Here is a 21,982-nt window from a genome sequence, read left to right as displayed (position 1 = left end):
GGGAAACAAGGATTCTTTCGCCCACAAGGGGTGAGGTTTTAAACCTTCACTTTTTTCATAAAAATTAGATTTTGCAAGTTTCTATCTCTCGTTTCTTGTCTCTAGTAGAAAATGTACTGGGTGGAATGTAGCTCATATTCAGAAGGCAGCAAAGTCTTCACAAAAGATATTATTAAGCAGCAGTTAGGTATTCGTATCAATTTCCATCAGCTTTTGCCGAGAGGAGAAACCTGACTTAATTCTGATATAAGACTTGGGTACATCAAATTTATCTGCTAGTAGTTTAATTAACTCTTCATTAGCCTTACCATCAACTGGAGGCGATTTTAAATAAACAGTCAGACTGCCATCAGGTTGTTCTTCAATTTTTTGCTGTTTTGAATTAGGTTTAACCTTGACTTTTTTTTGCATAACCTATTCCGTGTAATTGTCGCAGCCACAACCAGCCTAAAACAGAACCCAATACATAATGAGGAAAATCCCACCAAACAAAGGTGGTACCAAGTAACAATTTACCTATCAAGGTGGCACGAATTTGCTCTAATAGTGGCGGATGCCAAAGTTGCAAGAATTCTAGTATACAGGTGATGACAAAAACCCATATAGGAATTTGGATTACTGCTGCACGACTTCTGAAAAAGCAAAATGCGAACAGACACCAAAATATTTCGTAAAATACAGCTGCTCCGTAGTCATTAAACCAGTGATGGGCAGGCCCATTATAATACTTAAGCAAAAATCCCATCGGTACAACGATGAGTACAGAAATAAGAATAAATATGGTTCTTCAGTACATAGTATGCTTAACTAATAGTTAAAATGCCAATTCAATAAGCATCTAACTCGGAAATTGTCAAAGTTTCTAAATCCATAACCGGAACGTTTAATCAACTTGATCTTGTTATTAATACCTTCCACAGCACCACTACTTGTCCCATTATCAAAGTAAGCAATTATCTCATCAAACCAACGGATAATAGTATTGTTACTCTTGGGAAAATATTTTTTAGCTTTCGATAACCACATACCGAGTTTAAAAACTCCCGGATACCAATTATCTGTCTTATTAAAAATCTTTCTAAATTTTTCTTTTAATTCATGCATTTCTTTTAAGACAGGAGATACATTCTTGACTTCAGAAAGTTTATTTATTTGCTCTTCATTTAAGTCTGACTCATTTTTAAGTAAAACGTACTTACTATTTTTTAATCCCGATAAAAGTTTTTCATATTCAGCTTTTTGTGCTGATAATTGCGCTTTTTTAATTAATTCTTCTAGACTCCGTTTCTCTCGTTTTCTCTGTGTATCTAATTCTTTATTAATCTGTGTCATTACATGAAATCTATCTGCTACTACTTGAGCATTGGGCATTAATTCTGTGACAACGTTTTTATAACCAACCCACAAATCTATACTCACTTCCTCAATTTGTTCTAAGACCTCATATCCCCATTCTAAAAGGGTTTCCTTCACTACTTCTTGCGTGCGCCCATTTAAAATAGTTACTAGCTTAGATGTATCTAAATCTATTAGTACGGCGCAGTAATTACCCTTGCCCTTAACCAGAGCTATCTCATCGATTCCAAGTCTTTTTATCAGAGAAGGTTTGTCATCAGATAATTCAAGCGAAGCGTCTTTTAACATTCTTTCTATTTCTTCTGTTGTCACTATCCCTTGATCAGCTACACTGTGGATATCGTTTTCTACTACCTCTTGTATTATCTTGTGTGCCAGCCGTTTTGTATAAGTTCTTTTCTGGCTCACGAAATCTAAATTCTCACTAAAGGGTTTTTTACATTCTTCGCATTTGAATTGTCTTCTATTTATTTCTAAAAATACTGGTTTCTCACCGAAAGGTAAATCTTTAACAATGTATCGATGATTTTGATGTAATCTATGGCTTTTTGTACCACAGCGAGGACAAGTACTGTATGATTTTATTGATTCTATTTGTAAAATCATTCCTATCCCGACATGAAGGCGATGTGATATAACTTTCACATCTTTTAAATCTAGAAGCTCTGTTAGTATTTTAATATTTTGTTTCCTGTTCATAACTGTAAATAGACAAAAAATACTTTTCTAGTACTTACAGTTAATAATGAATCTGCGTCCTAAGTCAATTATGTCAAAAGTTTTACTAAATATTTTATGCAATTCTTTATACTTTTTAACCTTCGCAGCTAATAATTTAGCATAGTAAGTACTGAAGAACCATATTATTTTGTAATTAAACATAATAGTTCTTTAACAAAAAAAGATATTTAAACCTAACTTCATGACAAACATCATTAAGCTAAAAAGCTGGCAACATCAACATTAATCAAACAAATCAGTAGATTTTAAAAAATATTTAATTTCAGGTTTACAAACATATATCAATTTATTATAAATCGGATTTATTAAGGATTTTTAAGATTTGATAAAAAAGTTCGTGTAACCTTATACTTCATGGTAATTAAATAATTACAGCATGGGTTCAAAAAATTGGGGAAAAACCAAAATATTTTACCTAATTACTTAATAATTTGCGTAATCAATTAATGGGTTTTCAAAAAATAAATTATCTGATTTTGTAGAGTAAGCGTTTCGCTTGCAACAAAGGGCTGGCTTTTCGGGTCAGCCCACAGTAAGTAGTTGGATATTTTTTCTTGAGAAGTTCCTAACTAAATAGTTAATGTTTTTTAACATGAGATTATGCAAATTACAAGTATTCTACATTGAACTGATAAATAGTTCTTTGATTGATGCTGAACTTACATATTTAGTGAAAAATTTAGGAGAGATAATATGGTTTTCGGTACTACAAATCCTGACACGATAAATGGGAGTTTGGGAAATGACACCATAGTTGGTTGGGCTAGTGGTGGTAACGCCAATAGTACCTCCGGTAACGATATCTTGAATGGTTTGGCTGGTAACGATTCCCTCGCAGGTGGGACTGCAAACGACAGTCTAAGCGGTGGAGATGGCAATGATACACTTGATGGGGGCACAGGAAACGACACTTTAAAAGGTGGTGCAGGCAGTGACATTTTCAAAGGCAGTCAGGGTAACGACAACATTGATGGTGGAGATGGCATTGATACCGCAGATTACACTCAACTAGGTCAAACCATTACCTTGTCAGGTGTTGGAACTATTCAAAAAGCTGGGGGATTGGGAAAAGACCTACTCTTTAAAGTAGAAAAGGTTATTGCTAATGCTAAGGTTGCTAACAACACCATCGATGCATCCCAATCTTTGCCTGGGGTATTTATCACCGCTAACCTACAAACCCAAAGTTTGGCTGCCAATAAGGTTCCTGGTTTGGGAACATTGTCATTTACCGCAGTCAACTTTGATAATGTCATCGGCACAAATGGAAATGACAGCATTGCTGGCGACAACCAAAATAACCGATTATCCGGTAATAATGGCAATGACACACTTGATGGTGGTGTAGGTATTGACACTTTGAATGGGGGAGCAGGTGACGATACTTACATTGTTAACACTACTCTTGATACCATTACAGAGGCTGCGAATTCAGGTCTAGATACTGTCCGGTCTTCTGTCAACTACACGCTGGGAGCCAATCTGGAGAACCTGAGGCTGAGGGAAGGTGGCAACATTACCGGGACAGGTAACAGTTTTAACAACTTTATTTTTGGTAATACTTCTAATAACACTCTAAATGGAAGAGTAGGCGATGATACGCTAGACGGTAATAATGGCGATGATATCCTCAACGGTGAGGACGGCAATGATAGCCTACAAGGCGGACCCGGCAATGAAATACTCAATGGGGGATCTGGAAACGATATCCTCATCGGTACTTTTCCTGGTAGTCCGCTTCCACCTGGATTAGGGGAAACTGATACCTTAACTGGCGGGACTGGGGCAGATAGATTTATTCTGGGGGACGCTGTAAATATTTTCTACGACGATAACAACAGCGCAAATCCTGGTTTTGGAGACTACGCTACTATTACTGACTTCGACTCTAGCCAAGATCGAATTGAACTCAAAGGATCTTTACAAGACTACCGCCTGCAAGTTGTTGGCAGCAACACACGAATCTTCTCAAACAAACCGGGAGCAGAACCAGATGAGATCGTAGGTATTGCACTAGGGAAAAACAATCTCAAACTTGATAGTGATGACTTCCTTTTCTTTGAGGGGGAAAATACTGGAGAAGGTACAAACAACACACTGACCACTGCTGAAGGATTAGGTTCCTTATCATCAGGCTCAAACATTAATCTTTCAGCCCAGATTGCCACAGTTCAACTGGGAGACGATCGCGATTTCGACTTTTTTAAATTTTCTTTAGCAAATCCAGGAACTGTGACTATTAAGACAGTGACATCGGGAGATACAGTTCTCGGACTGTTTGACGATACTGGGATTGGGACTTTACTGGAAACAAACGACGACAGTGGCGGTAGCAATTCGTCATTAATTACCCGTTCCCTGAGTGCAGGTACGTACTACATTTCAGTGAGTAAATATGCTTTCTTGCCTGAAGATGGCGGAACTTTCTCTGGTAGCAGTTCTAATCCTGATTTTTCTTATACACTAGGAGTCAGTTTTGCATAAAAACTTTGCCAACTTAAGAAAGTACTAATATCAGAAGACAGATTCGAGGATACTTTTCCTCGTGGCTAGGGGAACACGGCTGCGTGTTCCCCTTTATCCGACATGAGACTATTTACAAGCCAGTACTTATCTCCAGGAGCAACACATCTTAATTATTTCTAATTGATTAGCGTTCTAAAATTATCTTGATAATTTCAATTTTGGGTAAATGATAGTCAAAACTAATCACCTAGACAAATTGAATCGTCAATAGTTGCAATAAAACCGATGAAATCCCTTAAAAGTCCTTCATCCAGCTTTTCTAATTTTCAAGCACCAGAACAAACTCCTCAATTGGCCTATAGACCGTTTGGTGGCCAAACTCAAAAAGCATCTTTTACGCCCGTGACACAAACGGACGTAGAGAATGAAGCTTTTGCAGAAGAAAAGATGGAAGTAACTGAATTGGAATTACAAGCCAAGCATCGGACGATTACGCCAGAGGGACAAGAACGGCTGACTGTATTGCAAGCCAAGATGGATCTATCTTTGAATTCTCGACTGGAAAAAGCAACTCGATTTGGTCATAACTTTGCCAATATTCCAGTCAGAAGACCAGATACACCAACACCAATTCAAGCAAAACTGACGATTGGGGAGCCTGGAGATAAGTACGAGCAAGAAGCCGACCAAATGGCGCGTCAGGTGATGCAAAGAATTCATCAGCCACAGAGTGGGAAACTTCAGCGAGAAGAATTACCTGATGAAGAAGAATTGCAAATGAAACCAGAGGGCAGTATTCAGCGCGAGGAACTGCTAGAAGAAGAGGAAGAAGTACAAATGAAATCTTTGGGAGAAACTCCCTCGCTGCAACGGGAGGAACTACCAGAGGAAGAAGAATTGCAAATGAAGCCGCTTAGTACTTCATCCCAGAGAGTAAATGAGGTAAAATTCGCCAGCAAACCGCTTGGACATGACATTAGTCGAATATCACTGCGGCGTCCACAAACAAAACTGACAGTTAACCAGCCTGGAGACATTTATGAGCAGGAGGCTGATAGCGTCGCTCAGTTGGTGATGCAGAGGATGAGCGAACCTGTGCAGTCTATCCAACGGGAGGCATTACCAGAGGAAGAAGACCAATTACAAATGAAATCCCTGGCGGATTCAATTACTCCTTTGGTGCAGCGTCAGGGTGGAGGAAGAACAGCTGCAACATCTGAGCTAGAAACTTCAATCCAACAAGCACGTGGAAATGGGCAGCCGCTTGCAGATGATATCAAGCAACCAATGGAGCAAGGATTTGGGGCTGATTTCGGTAGTGTCCGGGTTCATACCGATGCTCAATCTAATCGCCTAAATGAATCTATACAAGCTCGTGCTTTTACCACAGGGCAAGATGTGTTTTTCCGTCAGGGCGAATACTCTCCTGGAAGTGATGCAGGCAAAGAATTACTGGCCCATGAGTTGACGCACGTTGTCCAGCAGAATGGTAGTGCAGTACAGCCTAAATCTCTTCATATAGCACCAAAAGAAAACAAACTCCAGACAAAAGTGCCGACAACCTCTGTGGGGCATGGGCTAGCTATCCAACTGCGGGAGAATTTCCAAAAACCAACTGACGAAAATAACCAAAAAAATTTAGAAGCTGTAGAATCCAAAACTGATACAGAAAACGGCGAACAACAAAATCAGGCTAAGACAGAAAAACATCAAGCCACTCCGACACCACCAGATGATGGTGGGAATGGGGCAACAGATCCACCTCCGACAAAAAAGGTTGGTGCAGCAGTAACTCAGAAACAGGTTGAGGCTGGGGGAAATCAAGCAAAAGAGCCTGATCCGAAAGATAGCAAAGTTAGTACAGAAAAGGTCGATTCTCAACAGCAAGCTCAAAGCAAAGGAGCAGATGTAGCTAAGGGAGCCGCAGATTTACCTGGAGGAAACGCAGGGAAAGCGATCGCCCCATTACCAGGAACAAATGTAGCCATTACAGCAGATGATGGTAAAAAGGCTCCCACTTCTCCTGAAGATGACCCAGCATTTCAAGCGGTAGTCGGCACAACAAAACAGGTTGCAGGACTTGAGAAAAAACACCCACCTGCTAATAGCAAAGCCCAAGAAGCCCAAGCGGCAGCCCAACCCCCAGGTAATGAAGTAGACAGCAAAGCGCAAGCCAATCAAGTTGGGGAGATGCAACAAGCCCCAACACCAGGATTTGACGCTGCCGCCTTCAAAGCCAAATTGATGCAGCGCATTGCTGATATGGCTCCCAAGAACTTGGAAGAGGCGGACAACTTTAAAAATAACAACAAACTTGACTCTGTAAAAGGCGATTTGAGTGGCCAGGTTAAAGAAGAACAGAAAAGCTCTCAGGGTCAGCTAGAAGAGAAAACCAAAGAAAAACCTGATGCTAGTGGGATTGAGGCTAAACAAGTAACACCACTGCCCAAGAATGAGCCAGGGACAGCGCCAACAGGCGTTGATGCAGATAAAGCTGCACCCAAATCTAAAGGACAAGCTGAAGTCGAGGCACCACTGCAAGATGACAGTAAAAAACTTGACCAGCAGATGAAAGAGGCGGATATTACCGAGAAGCAATTGGCCAACTCCAATGAACCGGAGTTTCAAGGGGCACTCGCAGCCAAGAAAGATGCTCAAACTAATGCACAAGAGGCGCCGCCACAATATCGCCAGCAAGAGCAAGGCATACTCGCAACCGCTCAAGCTACGGCAGAAGCTACAGCCCAGCAGCATTTGCAAGCAATGCACGGTACCCGTACTCAAAACCTGGGTCAGGTAGGGGAGCAACAGATTGGAGCCAAGAGCAAGGATGAGCAAGCACGGGCAAAAGTTGCTGGTGATATTAATAAGATTTATGACAAGACCAAAGGCAAAGTTGAGAAAACCCTTGGTGAACTAGACGGGCAAGTTATACAAGCCTTTGATGCTGGTGCTGCTGATGCCAAAAAAGCCTTCGAGGATTACGTTGGCAAGCGGATGGACGATTATAAGAGCGATCGCTACAGTGGCTTTTGGGGGCCAGGAAAATGGTTGATAGACAAATTGTTCGGTATGCCCTCAGAGGTGAACGCTTTCTATCAAGAGGGACGGCAGCTTTACATTAATCAGATGGATGGTGTAATTAACAATGTCGTCGCCATTATTAGTAAAGGACTGACCCAAGCCAAAGCAGAAATAGCCAATGGTAAGCAGGAGATTCAGAATTATATTAGCCAACTACCGCAAGACTTAAAAGGAGTCGGTCAACAAGCAGCCGCAGACATTGACAGCAAATTTGAAGAATTGCAACAAAGTGTTGACGATAAGCAAGATGAGCTAATTGACACCCTAGCGCAGAAATATCAGGAGAACTTGGAAGCTGTTGATGCCCGCATTGAAGAGATGAAGGCAGCAAATAAAGGTTTTATTCAAAAAGCTTTCGACTTCATCGTGGGAGTGATCAAGACGATCATTGAACTGACCAAAATGCTTTTGCAAGTGCTAGCGCGAGTTGCTGGCGTAGTTGGGCAAATCCTCAAAGACCCGATTGGTTTCTTGACTAATTTGATCCAGGCACTGAAGCAAGGTTTCCTCAACTTCATGAATAATATCGGGAAGCACCTCCAGCAAGGATTAATTGGCTGGCTGACAGGCACAATGGCAGAAACTGGTATTCAAATGCCAGAAAACTTCGACCTCAAAGGGATCTTTAGCCTAGCAATGCAGCTTTTAGGCTTCACTTATGAAGCAATTCGTGGTCAAGCTGTGAAACGATTAGGTGAAGAAAAGGTCAGTCGATTGGAACAAACTGTTGATGTATTTCAAGTCTTAGCCAGTGAAGGAGTGGCTGGGATTTGGCAGTTTGTCCAAGAGAAGATGGGCGATCTCAATGCCTTGGTGATCGAACCCATCAAGAACTTTATCATTGAAAAAGTGATTACAGCCGGGATTGAGTGGATTCTCAGCCTGTTGACCCCAGCTTCAGCATTCATCAAAGCTGCTAAGGCGATTTATGAGATTGTCAAATTCTTTATTGAACGCGCCCAGCAGATTGCCGATTTAATTAATGCTATTTTAGACGCGATTGGTGCGATCGCTAGTGGTGCGATCGATCAAGCAATCAAAGGCGTTGAAAATGCCTTAGCGAAATCTTTACCTGTAGTTATCAGTTTCCTAGCAAGTCTTTTGGGCTTAGATGGAATTGCCGGCAAGGTTCAAGGAATATTCAAGAAGCTGCGGAAACCGATGGAAAAAGCAGTTGATTGGGTAATTGATAAAGGTGCAAAGGCGTTTAAGAAAGTTGGTAACAAAGTTAAGAATAGCAAGTTTGGTAAGAAGGCTGGAGAACTGAAAGATTCAGCGAAGGAGAAATATAAAGCCGGTAAGCAGTGGGTTGAGGATAAGAAGGAAGCTGGTAAGCAGTGGGTTGAGGATAAGAAAGCAGCCGCTCAGAATTGGGTTGAAGAGAAGAAGGGGGCGGTGAAGGAGAAGTTTGACAAGTTTGGCAATAAAGTCAAAGATGAGTTTGGATTTGATAAGGACAAGAAGAGCGAAGTTAAAAATAAAGAAAAAGAAAAAGATAAGATAACGATTCCAGATGGGCCTGTCGGTAAGCCAGTTAAATTCAACGCACACGACGAAGGACACCGCCTATGGATTGAACTCAAAAGTGGCAAGCCAGTCGTGATGGTTGCAAGTACACCAGAACAGGCAGAAACGAAGTTAGATAACATTGTTGGAAAAATTAAAGGAATCCCAAATTTACCGCCAGATTTGCTTGCTAAAGCGGGTGAATTGTTACGAAGAGGATATGGTCTGCTAAATGTAACCGAGGAGCAGATCGATCAAAAGCTGGACAAGCTAAAAACTAATAACAACAGTAATATAGTCAGCATTAGGGAAGAGATCGATCAGCGTGCTAACTCAGTACCACAAAGAAACGAACTGGCACACGTTTTCCAAGAACTTTTTGAAATTTTGTACAATGCTATTCATTTGCCAGAGCAGCGGAGTGCTGAAGATGCAGTAGCCTGGTATCACGGTCAAATTAGGGAAGCGATGGGCAGCGTAGATGAAGCCGGTCAAGATACTTCAGGCTTTAAAACAGGGGAAGGAAAAAATCAGCGCGCTCATAAAATTCCAAACATGTTAGTAGGAGTCGTAGATCAAGAAAACAATAATCAAGCTTACTTCGGTATGAGTGCGGGTGGCAAAAAAGAACCTAATCAGAAGCGTTTAGATAACGCTTACCCACAGTTTCAAGACAAACTTAACGAACTGTCCGATAACCGACCACTAAAAAATAGGGATCTCACAAATTGTGCTGAATGTGAAGCCTACGATAAAGCTATTTCTATCAGGGGAAGAGATAATGCGAATTTTAGCGGACTAAAGGATTCTGCTGCATGGGGTCCCAAAGAAGCGCTTAAACCCGAACCTCGTTGCGATAACTGTGAATACGTGTATGAAGAGCATAAGCATTAAAATTGCTTATAGATAGCAATAGCAGCTAAACATTGGAGAAAAATATGGACTTTAACTCTCAGGAGACAAAAATATTGCTTGAAAAAGCGGGCTGGAGCAAAAATCACTTAGTAGATACTAGTGAATATGAACATCATCTTAAAAAAATAGGATACTCAGTATTTCCGTCCGTGACCCATTTCCTTCGTCAATTTGGCGGTCTTCAGATTTCACAAAATGCTAGTGATGCAGCCACAGAACGCTACCGTTTGAAGGTAGATCCCATAGAGCTGACTCAATATCACTCACGCCAAATGATTACAGAGTTTGAAGAGGCTCTTGGTCGTTCTCTTTGCCCAGTAGCACTAGCTCTAAATGGAAGTGCGGCAATTGTTATGGATGAAGAAGGACGAATTTATTGTATCGATGAGTTAGTTCTCTTTCATGTTGCAGATACCGTTCCTAATGCTATCAGAATTATTAGTAGTACTGATTTAAGTGAGTTCAATAAAATTTTGGAACTTGATTAAGTTATGTAGCACTTGTAAATTTATAAAATGGTTTAAATTTCATCCATTAGAAAGCGCAGTAATCTAACAGAAGAGCAAGCCACCACCGTAGCTGATGAAATAGACTGCAATGTGTGGTTAAATCAAGCATAAATTTGTAGGACATGGTATCACCAACTGAAAATCATCAAATAAAGACCAATTTAATCCTACACGACTCCTCCCAACCTCCCCTAACCGTTCACGCGATCGCCCTTTCCCTCACCAAACAAAACAACGAACTCATCGAGTCTCGCCTCACCTTCCAAGTCAACCCACAATTCTACCAACGCATCGACACAGCAGCCTTATTCAATCTCAAACCAGATGCGCGTAACCCCCTATTGGCAAATTCCTCTCAGAACCAGACATTACAATCGAAACCAGCCTGAAACCCGATTTATTAGCGAAACACATTCCACTAACTCAAGTTAACAATACTTACCAACTAAGTCTGCCATAATAATTCCAGTACTTCTCAAAAGTGTGATCGCTAGCTAGGAGAATATCATGCCGGAAAACTCATCGTATAATATTACACTTGATAACCAAGACATTATCATCAAATTCAATAGAAATATTCTTGATCTTGAAAGCTTGACTAAATTTTTAGAATATCTGGAGTTAGAGACAATTAGAAAACGTAGTAATCTAACTCAAGAGCAAGCCACCACCTTAGCTGATGAAATAGACAGCGATGTGTGGTTAGAAATCAAGCATAAATTTGTAGGATAGTCGGTAGTGTCTAGACAGCATCTGATTATTGTTGATACCAATATATTGTTCTCAGCGTTGCTAAAGAGTCAATCTAGTTTTACCGAGATACTCATAGGCTCAGATTGCCGTTTTTTCGTCTGCGAGCAAGTTGTGGTCGAACTATTTAAACGCAAAGAGAAGTTAGTTAAAGTTAGCCAACTATCAGAAGATGAAATAGCGCGAATTTACCAAATCTTGCTGAAACGAATTACTTTTTATAAAGAAGATTTAATCTCCCCTGAAAATCGAGCAACAGCCTACGCTTTATGTCAAGATATTGACGAAAGCGATACCCCCCACGTAGCACTAACATTGGAATTAGAGGGCTTATTGTGGACAGGGGATAAAAAACTCAAAGAGGGATTGAAACGAAAAAACTTTAACCAGTTCTTTGAAAACAGCAGCTTGTAGGAAATGCCCAAAAACTTAAGAATCCCTTGAATTACCTCTGGAATTCACTGCCAGCATATCCTAAAGATATTTGATAAAGATATTTTGCAACTTTAATCACATCTTTGTATGGCAGATCACACTGAAACTCATCAGCTTAACACCGAACTAACCCTACACGACTCCTCGCAATCTCCCTTAACCGTTCGCGCGATCGCACTATCCCTCACCAAACAAAACAACGAACTCATCGCGTGTCGTCTCACCTTCCAAGTCAACCCACAACTCTACCAACGCATCGATACCGCCGCTTTATTCAATCTCAAACCAGATGCGCGTAACCCCCTATCATCTGGTAAATTCCTCAGCGAACCAGACATTACAATCGAAGTCAGCCTGAAACCCGATTTATTACCACTTCTGGCAGAACATACCATCAAAATTGATGAAACTGCAAAATATATCCTGAATTTAAGCCAAGAACAACCCGATAATCAAATCCTCTTCACAGAAAGTTGGTTGGGTTTATCTGTTAAACAGCAACAAGAATCAGGCGAAATCGGCTATCGTACTCTTTGGTCTTATATTAGTCCAGAAAATCTAGTTCAAATAAGCACGAACGGTGAAGGAATTGCTGAAGGCATTGTCAACTTTTTTAAAGATTGGACTGAGGCGAATTTATCTGTAAAAACTCAGAAAGCATCTGCCAAAATGCTGCAAGGAATCGAGAAATTTTTGACAGAATTAGCTGATATTAACCCAGATGATATTACACAAAAAATAGAGGCAAATTTTGTACCATCTCCTACAAATGGTAATATTTTTGAAGCAATAATCAATTTCTTCCAAGCTGATAATTGGCCCTTTGTACAACTTCCAGGACAGCCAGCTTTACAAATACCGTTCCAAGGCGAGAATGGCAAATGGAGTTGTTACGCTAGAACCAGAAGTGAACAAAATCAATTCGTTTTTTATTCAATTTGTCCAGTCAACGTACCAGAAAACAAGCGGCTGGCAGTAGCAGAGTTTATAACTAGAGCTAATTCTGGTATGATTATCGGCAACTTTGAGCTAGATTTTACTGACGGCGAGATTAGTTATAAAACCAGCATTGATGTCGAAGGTGACAGACTCAGTTTTGCACTTATTCAACGGGTGGTTTACGCCAATGTCACGATGATGGATGAATACCTGCCAGGGATTATGTCTGTGATTTATGGTAATGTCTCACCAGAAGAAGCGATCGCTAAAATTGAAGGGTAAGTTGGGAGCAACGCGAAAAAGTGAGATCCTCGTGAAAAGAGCTTTCTTAGGCAGGGGGAGCAGGGGGAGCAGGGGGAGTGAAGAGAAAACTTTAGTATTTTTTATGACCGTTATAGCTCTAAATACACTTATTTCTTTCTCTTCCCCTGCCTCCCCTGCATCCCCTGCTCCCCCTGCTCACAAAATCGCATTGCTCCCGGGTAAGTTGGATATTGGTTTTTTTGCTAGTCCCTAAGCAGAAGTCATAGTAACAATTGCCACTATGACTTCTGCTGCGGTTGAGTATTTCTGAGTCTTGATTTAAATTCCCAACTAAACCTTTGCTTCCAAAGATTTGAGTAACTCGGTATTCACGCCTGATTCACGAGTCAGGGCAATTTTGCCAGTGCGGGCGATTTCTTTCAAACCAAATTTTTGTAATACTTGCACGATCGCTACCATTTTACCTGGATCTCCCACAACTTCTAAGGTGAGAGAATCTTCCGCCACATCCACGACTCGCGCCCGGAAAATCTGAGACAGTTCGATTACTTCTGAGCGATTGCTGCTACTAGCATTCACCTTCAAAAGCATCAATTCCCTCTCGACACAAGGGGTTTCGGTAATATCCTGGACTTTTAGGACATTGACTAACTTGTACAGTTGCTTGGTGAGTTGCTCGATAATGCGATCGTCACCAGGGACAACCATTGTAATTCGGGAGACTCCTCCTTGTTCAGCAGGGCCAACAGCAAGGCTTTCAATATTGAAGCCGCGACGCGCAAATAAACCAGATATGCGGGAAAGAACACCCGCCTCATCTTCTACGAGAACTGAAAGGGTATGTTTCATCTTCGCCAACAGAGGCTAGAGCAGGAATTGAGTAATGCAGACACTAGCAAAAGGCAACGCTAGACCTACTACCGCACTAAATTTTCAGTGCGACCTCCTATTGTAAACTTAAGAGCTGCACTCGTTGCATTCTCAATCGAGAAATTGTCTATAAATCATACTGCAAGCAAAAATTTCATTGAATGTATATCTTTTCATTGGCAGATGCAGCACTTGTTGCAAACCTTTTATACTCAGATTTGATAAGCCTTTAATAGGAGAAAAGTTTTATGGGTTGGTTAAAAAGATTGTTTGGAATGGAAAAACCTCAAAATGCCGAAGTAAATCCGGCTCCACAGGCTATACAGCAAGCTCCTAGTAGTGATGTCGCTACGGCTACGCAATCAATACCCCCAGAACGTCTGGGTTTAAGCGGAGAATATGACCAAAGTGGTTTAGCCAAGCGGGTAGCGTTGGCATTTGATGAAGACCCCCAACTCGACGATGTTGATACTCTTTGGGTGGCTCAGACGGGTAGCACTGTAGTGTTGAAAGGAAAAGTTCCAAGTCAGGAAATTCTCAATAAGATGAATTCTGTGGCGCGTTCAGTGAATGGTGCTACAGATGTTGATACTAGCCAAGCGACGATTGGCTAGGTACTGCTGATGCGATCGCACCCCATTGCATAATATTTAGGGAACAACAAATGGTTGGCGATGCCTGCGGCGGGCTTCTCTACGAGACGCCTACGCGAACGCCTACGCCAATCCATCTCTCAATCCAATCTAAAATCGCTTGGTTAACTTGTTCTGGACATTCATCATGGGGACAATGCCCTACATCCTCCAGATTCAGCAGTTCCAACTTCTCGTTATATTGGGCAAATTGGCTAGCTAGTGCTGGCGGCACAAATCGGTCTTTTTGTCCCCAAATTAAAAGCATCGGAATTGTTAAGGTTGGTAATACTGTCTTGACACTAGGACTAAAATTAATTCCGATCGCAGCTTTGAACAAAGCACTAAACGCCCTCGCAGAACCCCGGTCTTGGGGAGGCCCTGCTAAAATTTCGATAAGTTCATCGGTAATCGCCTCTGGGTTAGCATAGGCGAGACTAGCCCAGCGACGCAGCACTCCAGGACGGCGCACGAAGTTAAATACAGGTTTAAGTATCAACGGCGAAGCGACAACATTTTTGATTGCTGTGACGAGTGGGCGTAGCAGAGGAGGAATTGCTTCTTGTTCTAATGACGGGTCTGGTAAACTCATCATCACCATACCCAGCACCATATCGGGGTGAGTGGCGGCGGCGGCCATAGATATCAGTGAACCGTTGGAATTACCTATTAATATCGCTGGTTGACGGATAAATGTTTTCCAGAAATCGTAAACTTGTTCAACCCAGAGTTCGATGCTGTAATTAGCGGCGGCTTTTTCAGAAGCGCCAAAACCCAACATATCTATAGCGTAAACTGTGTGATGCTCACTCAACACCTCTAAATTATGTCGCCAATGACCAATGGAAGCGCCAAAGCCATGTAACAGAATTAGCGGTGTTGTATTGGGGTGACTTTGGCTAGGGCGAATGTAAGTGTAGCGAGTTTGCCAGCCACGCCAAATCCAATCTCTTTGATTACCAACTCGTTCTTGCCAGTGTACCGTAGTGGTCACACTTACCTCCGATTTATCAGCGTTGAAATACCATTATAAGAATTGGGGATTGGGGATTGGGGATTGGTTATTCCCAGTCCCTACCTAGTCCCCAGTCCCTACCTAGTCCCTAGTCCCTACCTAGTCCCTAGTCCCTAGTCCCCAGTCCCTATTTACCTAACAAATTGGGGCATAATTTCGGCAGCAGTGAATATTCCATAAATGCCGCGTTGGTGTAATTGTCTACCAGCTTTGAGATAGCCGAAAGCAGGGCCACAGACATTGGCTGCCATGCTGGTTTCATCTCCCAGAGTAAAGGTATGGGTGGAAATCTTCCCTTCAAAGGTACGTCCTGTTACCTTAACATTGGTGCTGAGAGGCTTTTTGGAATTGCGGGTATCGACTACACCACCAACTGTAACGCGATCGCGCCCTACTATCCCGGCTACTTCTAACATCACATCATCAGCGTGTTCCATATTTTTCAAGGTCAGCACACCATTAGTTTTATCTAGTAGTGCTTCTACTTCCGCGTCAGTCATCGCTCTAGCAGCTTCTACTGTGTAACCAGGCATGTGGCCAATGTCTTCCCGAACAGTAGCACGGTAAGCTTCCCAGTTAGCAATTCCCACCCCAAAGGTAATTTCAACTTGATGAATTTCGGCGTAACTTTGGGCGGCTAAAGCTGCTGCTGCTGTCAATAGTCCAGGGGTAGCACCACATCCTGTCATGTAGGTAATCCCGGCGGCTTGCAGTTCATCTTTCATCGCTAGGAGTTGTTCTACAGCAGTCGTGCGTTTAATTGCATCTACTAGTACCCCACGCCAACCAGATTTGATAAATTCCTTGGCGACATTGGGAATAAAGTCATTAGGTAAGTTGGGTAAAGCCAGAAAATACCCATCTACTTCCGCTATTTCGATTAAATCCTGAATACTTTGATTTGTTAATGTACCAATTGGCTCTAAATAACCTACCGAACCTTGGGCTTGATAGGCTGCAACGGATGCTTCAGTATTTAAACCTTCAGCAGCGTAAGCGTAGCCTTTTTGATCTGCTGCTGCGACTAAAATCATTTCTTGTTTGCCAGCAACTACCTTGGCGGCTGCTTGTCCGAGTCCGCCGAAACCCAGTACTCCCACACGTATCGCTGGCGAAATATTTAGAGAATTTTTGATTTGTTCAGAATTCATAGTCAATTCGTTAAGTTGAATCAAAAGCCTTGATTATTCGGCATCTCAGCTTCCGGCTGGTAACTGGTGGCTGATGGCTGATAACTCAAAGCTATAGAGATTAATTATGATTCATTATCCTGGGTTCTTTGGCTGGATATTGCAGATATTTATCTACTAGCGATCGCTTTTGAGTTTTTTGTTTGACTGGGAATATACCAGATTTAAACCAATGGCCGCAACTGGCAACCGAGAAGAAGGTTTAAGAATACTGGCTAAACTTGATGTTCTGACCAGAATATAGTTTCTGGCACGATGATGCAAACACTCATGGAAGCGATCGCTTAAAGTGGTATGAACTTGTTAACATTCTGAGCATTATGAAACGCATTTGCACTACAGTTAATATTTTTACAATAACTTCATTATCTGCTTTTATATTTGCTAGCACCAGTACTTTATTGCTAGTGCAGACAGTCACAGCTAAACCAGTACAGACAAAAAAGCCAGTCAATCAACCAATACCATTCAACTCAAGAGTACGAATATATCCTGCAAATAATAGCTTACCAGCAAGCCGCTTGATTACGATTGAAAATGTTATCAACAAGTCTAGTAAGATGCAAATCACAGAAGCAAAACTTACAAGATATGAGGAATTTGCAGCCAAAATAGGAGAGTACAAATCATCGATTTCTAACAACCGAATGGTGTGGATAGTGACTGGTTTTGTCCAAGGTGAGTTGAGAATGTCTAGAGGTAAAAGCATCTGTACTGATAACGCTAAACTTGTGGAATTAACGGATGCAGAAACTGGCGATTCTTTTGGTAGAAGTATTTACTGTCCCCCAAAGAACGAGATAAATTTTATGCCGTAAAGTTGACTTAGAATCAAAACAACTTTATTTCAGTAAATTGACAATTACAGTGGTGCAATTGCTTCATTATCTCTAGTGATAACAAGTTCACCTGTCAGCAGTAATTTTAACGCTCATAAATTTCTAATGGTAAATTATCTGGGTCTTTAAAGAAAGTATATTTCTTGCCTGTAATTTCATCAACTCTGATATCTTCTACCTCTAACCCTTTTGATTTTAAATAAAAAACAGTTTCCTCTACATCATCAACTTGAAAAGCAAGATGTCTTAAACCACAAGACTCTGGTTTACTAGGTCGTTCTAGAGGATTTGGGAAAGAGAATAGTTCGATTTGAGTATTTTCTGCAACTTTTAAATCTAATTTATAAGAATTTCTGGCGGCGCGAAAAGTCTCTTGAATAATCGGAAAGCCTAAAGTTTCGACATAAAATTTTTTGGAGCGCTCGTAGTCAGAACAAATAATCGCTACATGATGAATACCAGTGGTTTTCATTGGAGTTTTGCTTTTTTTTAATACAATTCTTAAGAGAGTGTACGCACGTGGGAACCCAACCACATTACACCCTCTTAAGTCGAGGTTAAGCTTTAATGTTTTTGATTGATCTTACCTTTCTTTTCATGAACAAGCCAATAGTGCCAAGAAGAAGTGTGCTACCTAAAGTACTAGGTTCAGGTACTTGTCGATAAGAAACTATACCGGAATCGGAAGTTTCGGCGGAAACAGAAAATAATGTTCCAGCAATGTCGTAACTTTTATCAGGATTAGCTTTGTCAAGGAAGCTGTACAGCAATCCAATAGGTGCGTTATCTGCTAAGGATACAGTTGGAAATGCAACGGGATAATCTGGATATTCAACATCATCCTTTGCGGTGTAAATATTAGGGTCATTATCGAATTGAAAACTTAGCGATTGAACTGGCGCTACTGGAATATTATCATTACTGAAAGTTGCGTCATCAAAGCTAAATAGACCGTTACCTTTAGCTGTAGAACTATCAACATTGAACGCATAATTAATAATTGCAGCCGATGCAGATTTAGGGCTTAAGTTAGCTAAACCCAAAACAAGACTAGTAGCGATCGCTAATTTTTGAAACAATTTCATCTCAATTTTCCTGTTGCATTAGATAAATAAACTATTTAAACCCTGTAGAGACGTAGCAGTGCTAAGTCTCTACGTTTTACTAGACGTTTAAGACTTACTTCTTAGCGCCAGTAGAGTTATTCGTTTGACTCAATTGCCAATTCTTTAGAAGTTGATCGCGGTTTTGCCGTAAGTTTTTACCGTTACGTTCTTTAGGATAAGGAATATTATCGCCCTTTATTCCTTCCCAAAGAATTTCGTTGAATTCTTCTGCATCGAGGTTATCTTCACCGATAAAATTGAAACCCTTGGTTATAGCAGCCCACCATTTTGCATCATTTAGAATGGGCACAGCTGCTGTATTTTCAACATTGGGGTCTTGGCAAGCTGGTACTAGTTTCGGATCTACAGGTTTAGCACACAAGTTACCTGGCACAATAGCTGTGTAAGGCTCAAAGTTTGGTTGTCTTGTGAAGGCATCTGACATTGGTTGAGCATTGGCATCAGTAATTCCCAAATAGCCAATATTTAATAAATCCTCCATCGTCCGCAATACACTAATGGTGTTGTAATTAGTGCCGACGAGTACACCCCGTTTTGTATAGGGCGAAATAACGTAAGCTAACGAACGGTGCGAATCAACGTGATCTGGCCCATTTTGGGAGTCATCTTCAATGATGAAAATCGCTGTTTCTTTCCACTCTGGCATCCGGGAAATTTTCTCTACCAGCTTGCCAATAGCATAGTCATTATCTGCCATTTGCAGTTCAGGAGTGTTTAGCCCGGCCAAAGCAGTACCAAAGGAACCAAAATGATCGTGAGCCAAACGCACAAGCATTAAGTTAGGCAGTCCATTCTGATTAATATCCCTTTCCCATTCGTTATACAGATAAATATCTGGATTATTCATGTCGAATGAGCGAAAGTAAGGGTCGGTTTTATCCAACAATACAGATTTAGTAACGGGAGCTTGGGGAATCTTGTCTGCGTAAGGAGTTGGGGAGATAGGAATATAAGCCGGGTTTTGAGGATCGCGTTTAGTGGGATCAGTTTGACTAGTAATATAGGGAGCGCCATTGTCAACGAAGAAGCCGTAATTGCGTACAGTCTTGCCAGCACGTAGCGCTGAATCCCAAAGATAGCCACCAATGACATTAACTCCTAAGTCCCCATCTCCTTCGGGGGCATTAACATCTCTGTCTCCAGGCAATATTGAAGACCCACCAGAAGGATCTAAAACTCCTGTTATACGGGTATTGGTTGGCGAATTATTCGAGGAAGTTTGCGGTAGTCCAAGACTGATATTCCGATTTGTACCTTCGTAATCGTAGGTTAAGCCGTTAAAGCCAGCGTTTCCGTAAAGAACTGATTGAGTTTTTTCGGTGTAATCTGTCGTTCGTCCAAAAGTAGACCAACTCCAACCAACTCCACTGGATTCACCACTGTCGTAGAAGTTATCAAAAGTTGCAAAACCAAGGGATAGCTTGTGATGGTTGGGTGAAATTTTGTAGGGAAACAAGGTCAGTTCTGGGTCGCCATTACCGATAGGTAAGTCACCGAGTACTTGGTCGTAGGTACGGTTTTCTTTAACTATGTAGATAACGTGCTTAATTTTGCCTTGTAAATACCTCATTGTTCGGTCAGGACGACGATTGTAAAAACCGTTGTTTTTGTCTACTTGCGCCGAAAGTGTAGCTAGAGTACTGCTACTTGGCACTGGAATAATTGAGATCCCAGCTTTTTCTAAAGCCCAGGTGTAATCATTTTTAAAATTAGTGTTACGTGCAAGTCCTGCTGGTGTCGTCCGACTGTTTGACGGGTTGGGGCCGGAATTACTTTTAGCATTGACAACGTAAAGTCTTTGACCATCAAGGCTGACACTTACAGAATTAGGATACCAGCCAGTGGGGATGCGTCCATTCACCTGACCAGCTTGCAAGTCTACAACAGCGATCGCATTCTCGCCGCCTAGAGTAACATAAAGTGTTCGTCCATCTGGACTGAGAGTTAAAGAGTTGGGATTAGCACCTTTATATTTCTCACCAGGGCGAGACAGAGAGATGGTTTGAACAACCCTATTGCTATTTGTATCAATGACTGAAATCGAGTCATCATTACCATTAGCTACATATAGTCGATTTTGATCTGCCGAAAGCAGTACTTTGTTTGGCTGGCTACCTATTGGTATACGGGTGATTTTTCCAGAAGTAATTTCAACAGCAACTACTTCGTTATCGCGCTGGCTACTAATAAAAACTTTAGCTGCTTGACCTTTTTCTGTACTTTTGATCGCGACATCAAAAGGAAATTCACCAGTTGCTATTTTATCGCCTGCCCTAAAGAACTTAATTTCTTTAGTTACCTTACGGGTAGGAGTGTTAACGATTGATATAGAGTCATTCTCAAAGTTTGCAGCCACTAAGGTCTTGCCATCTTTGCTAACTGCAATACCTGCTACAACTGCTCCTGTACTCACAGCCTTAGCTGGTGTATCCTTCAACAAACCACCATCGTATTTAGGGAAGGGTGCAGTTTGGTTAGAATTGTGACCTAGTAAAATAAAGGGAGCATCTGGTACGTACTGACTACCATTAGATGCATAAACATACACGCGATCGTCAATCCCGCCTGATACAAAGAAGCGCGAGCCATCTTTAGCCCAAGCCAAACCATTATAGGTATTGGGAATGTTAATCTGTTGTCTTTTAACTAACTTACCGCTACTGACATCATAGACAAAAACCCATTCTGCTTTTGGGGTTGTTGTACCACTTGGCTTGCCAGTTAACGGGTCTAATACAGGATAAGTGAAAGTACTACCTGTATTTTCATCCTTGAAGTTTTGGTTATAGCCACTAGTAAGCACCAGTAAAGTTTTTCCATCAGGGCTAAGGGCTGTGCTTACGGCTTCAGCAGCATCAGCACTATCATCTGTACGCAAACCAGTTCCTAAAGGTGCAAACGTCGAGCCTGGTGCTGCTGCGGGTGTGATGATTTGACCTGTAGGTAGCAAAGCTGCTCCACTCTCTGAGTTACCAACCGGTCTGGTAGTTCCAGCACTAGCTGATTGGATACTTGCACTCAAGCTACTTACCAGCAAAAGACTTAATAGATACCCTTGGTTTCTACTAGTTTTCATGCGATTTTTCTATAGGATAACCATAACCATTCAAGTACAGATATTTATGGTTAATGGTTAAGCCATCAGTAATTTTTGGTTATATTTTGGTAGTGGCGGATTTTATCTAGTTAAGTTTTTTTTAACACCTTATTCCTTTTTGATGTTGTTGAGTGGAAATATAGTAATCAGGTTTTAGTTATTAAATTACTTGCAATTTTTTTAATTTAGAACTTACGCCTTGACAAAAACAGCCAACTGTAAATTAACTCTCGTTACAAGGCTCTAC

Annotated in this window: 18 protein-coding genes and 1 pseudogene; 10 read left to right on the top strand and 9 right to left on the bottom strand. The window is 41.3% G+C overall.

Annotated elements, in window-relative coordinates; genetic code table 11:
- Nucleotides 1-183 precede the first annotated feature (183 nt).
- The 3 genes from CDG76_RS03200 to CDG76_RS03190 all read right to left on the bottom strand — a co-directional run bounded on the left by CDG76_RS03200 (nt 184) and on the right by CDG76_RS03190 (nt 2,055).
- A complete protein-coding gene (locus CDG76_RS03200) occupies nt 184-411 on the bottom strand; it encodes a DUF167 domain-containing protein (protein ID WP_094347610.1) in 228 nt (75 codons plus the stop codon).
- Nucleotides 389-745, bottom strand: a complete 357-nt coding sequence (locus CDG76_RS03195; RefSeq protein WP_094347609.1) for a ribosomal maturation YjgA family protein — start codon at nt 743-745, stop codon at nt 389-391. Before CDG76_RS03195 ends, CDG76_RS03200 begins: the two co-directional genes overlap by 23 nt.
- Before the next feature lie 62 nt (nt 746-807).
- Nucleotides 808-2,055 (bottom strand): ISL3 family transposase, encoded by a 1,248-nt coding sequence (locus CDG76_RS03190; RefSeq protein ID WP_442946355.1) that lies wholly within the window; start codon nt 2,053-2,055, stop codon nt 808-810.
- A gap of 735 nt (nt 2,056-2,790) precedes the next feature.
- Between CDG76_RS03190 and CDG76_RS03185 the strand changes: the two genes are divergently transcribed.
- The 7 genes from CDG76_RS03185 to CDG76_RS03155 all read left to right on the top strand — a co-directional run bounded on the left by CDG76_RS03185 (nt 2,791) and on the right by CDG76_RS03155 (nt 12,983).
- Complete coding sequence (locus CDG76_RS03185) at nt 2,791-4,581, top strand: calcium-binding protein (RefSeq protein ID WP_094347608.1); 1,791 nt, start codon at nt 2,791-2,793, stop codon at nt 4,579-4,581.
- A 267-nt stretch (nt 4,582-4,848) separates the two neighbouring features.
- Complete coding sequence (locus CDG76_RS03180; RefSeq protein ID WP_223265111.1) at nt 4,849-10,047, top strand: eCIS core domain-containing protein; 5,199 nt, start codon at nt 4,849-4,851, stop codon at nt 10,045-10,047.
- 44 nt (nt 10,048-10,091) lie between these two features.
- Nucleotides 10,092-10,556 (top strand): SUKH-3 domain-containing protein, encoded by a 465-nt coding sequence (locus CDG76_RS03175; protein WP_094347607.1) that lies wholly within the window; start codon nt 10,092-10,094, stop codon nt 10,554-10,556.
- Nucleotides 10,557-10,699: 143 nt separating this feature from the next.
- Nucleotides 10,700-10,966, top strand: coding sequence for a hypothetical protein (locus CDG76_RS03170; protein WP_094347606.1), 267 nt, complete (start codon nt 10,700-10,702; stop codon nt 10,964-10,966).
- A 118-nt stretch (nt 10,967-11,084) separates the two neighbouring features.
- The gene (locus CDG76_RS03165; protein ID WP_094347605.1) at nt 11,085-11,309 is read left to right on the top strand and encodes a hypothetical protein; all 225 of its coding nucleotides are present in this window, start codon (nt 11,085-11,087) and stop codon (nt 11,307-11,309) included.
- A gap of 6 nt (nt 11,310-11,315) precedes the next feature.
- Complete coding sequence (locus tag CDG76_RS03160; protein ID WP_094347604.1) at nt 11,316-11,741, top strand: PIN domain-containing protein; 426 nt, start codon at nt 11,316-11,318, stop codon at nt 11,739-11,741.
- A 108-nt stretch (nt 11,742-11,849) separates the two neighbouring features.
- The gene (locus CDG76_RS03155; protein WP_094347603.1) at nt 11,850-12,983 is read left to right on the top strand and encodes a YbjN domain-containing protein; all 1,134 of its coding nucleotides are present in this window, start codon (nt 11,850-11,852) and stop codon (nt 12,981-12,983) included.
- 312 nt (nt 12,984-13,295) lie between these two features.
- Here the strand turns inward: CDG76_RS03155 and ilvN are convergent, their stop codons facing one another.
- Nucleotides 13,296-13,814, bottom strand: a complete 519-nt coding sequence (gene ilvN, locus CDG76_RS03145) for an acetolactate synthase small subunit (protein ID WP_094347601.1) — start codon at nt 13,812-13,814, stop codon at nt 13,296-13,298.
- 269 nt (nt 13,815-14,083) lie between these two features.
- On the opposite strand from ilvN, the gene CDG76_RS03140 reads away from it, so the two are divergent.
- On the top strand, nt 14,084-14,449 hold the full coding sequence (locus tag CDG76_RS03140) for a phospholipid-binding protein (protein WP_094347600.1): 366 nt from the start codon (nt 14,084-14,086) through the stop codon (nt 14,447-14,449).
- A gap of 79 nt (nt 14,450-14,528) precedes the next feature.
- On the opposite strand, the gene CDG76_RS03135 is transcribed toward CDG76_RS03140, so the two are convergent.
- The gene (locus CDG76_RS03135) at nt 14,529-15,461 is read right to left on the bottom strand and encodes an alpha/beta fold hydrolase (protein ID WP_094347599.1); all 933 of its coding nucleotides are present in this window, start codon (nt 15,459-15,461) and stop codon (nt 14,529-14,531) included.
- 152 nt (nt 15,462-15,613) lie between these two features.
- Nucleotides 15,614-16,633 carry a (S)-8-amino-7-oxononanoate synthase BioU gene (bioU, locus tag CDG76_RS03130; protein ID WP_094347598.1) on the bottom strand — a complete coding sequence of 340 codons (1,020 nt, stop codon included), beginning with the start codon at nt 16,631-16,633 and terminating at the stop codon, nt 15,614-15,616.
- Nucleotides 16,634-16,826: 193 nt separating this feature from the next.
- Here bioU and CDG76_RS38100 point away from each other — a divergent pair.
- Nucleotides 16,827-16,916 (top strand): annotated as a pseudogene (locus tag CDG76_RS38100) (toxin-antitoxin system HicB family antitoxin); the annotation flags it as partial.
- 76 nt (nt 16,917-16,992) lie between these two features.
- A complete protein-coding gene (locus CDG76_RS03125; RefSeq protein WP_094347597.1) occupies nt 16,993-17,490 on the top strand; it encodes a hypothetical protein in 498 nt (165 codons plus the stop codon).
- Between the two features lie 106 nt (nt 17,491-17,596).
- On the opposite strand, the gene gloA2 is transcribed toward CDG76_RS03125, so the two are convergent.
- The 3 genes from gloA2 to CDG76_RS03110 all read right to left on the bottom strand — a co-directional run bounded on the left by gloA2 (nt 17,597) and on the right by CDG76_RS03110 (nt 21,714).
- On the bottom strand, nt 17,597-17,983 hold the full coding sequence (gloA2, locus tag CDG76_RS03120) for an SMU1112c/YaeR family gloxylase I-like metalloprotein (protein ID WP_094347596.1): 387 nt from the start codon (nt 17,981-17,983) through the stop codon (nt 17,597-17,599).
- Nucleotides 17,984-18,068: 85 nt separating this feature from the next.
- Nucleotides 18,069-18,596, bottom strand: coding sequence for a PEP-CTERM sorting domain-containing protein (locus CDG76_RS03115; RefSeq protein WP_094347595.1), 528 nt, complete (start codon nt 18,594-18,596; stop codon nt 18,069-18,071).
- 94 nt (nt 18,597-18,690) lie between these two features.
- The gene (locus CDG76_RS03110) at nt 18,691-21,714 is read right to left on the bottom strand and encodes a beta-propeller fold lactonase family protein (RefSeq protein WP_094347594.1); all 3,024 of its coding nucleotides are present in this window, start codon (nt 21,712-21,714) and stop codon (nt 18,691-18,693) included.
- Nucleotides 21,715-21,982 lie beyond the last annotated feature (268 nt).

This window comes from Nostoc sp. 'Peltigera membranacea cyanobiont' 210A (assembly GCF_002246015.1).
GTDB lineage: Bacteria > Cyanobacteriota > Cyanobacteriia > Cyanobacteriales > Nostocaceae > Nostoc.
The sequence above is the reverse complement of the archived record's forward strand: the minus strand, read 5'-3'. Positions and strand labels throughout refer to the sequence as shown.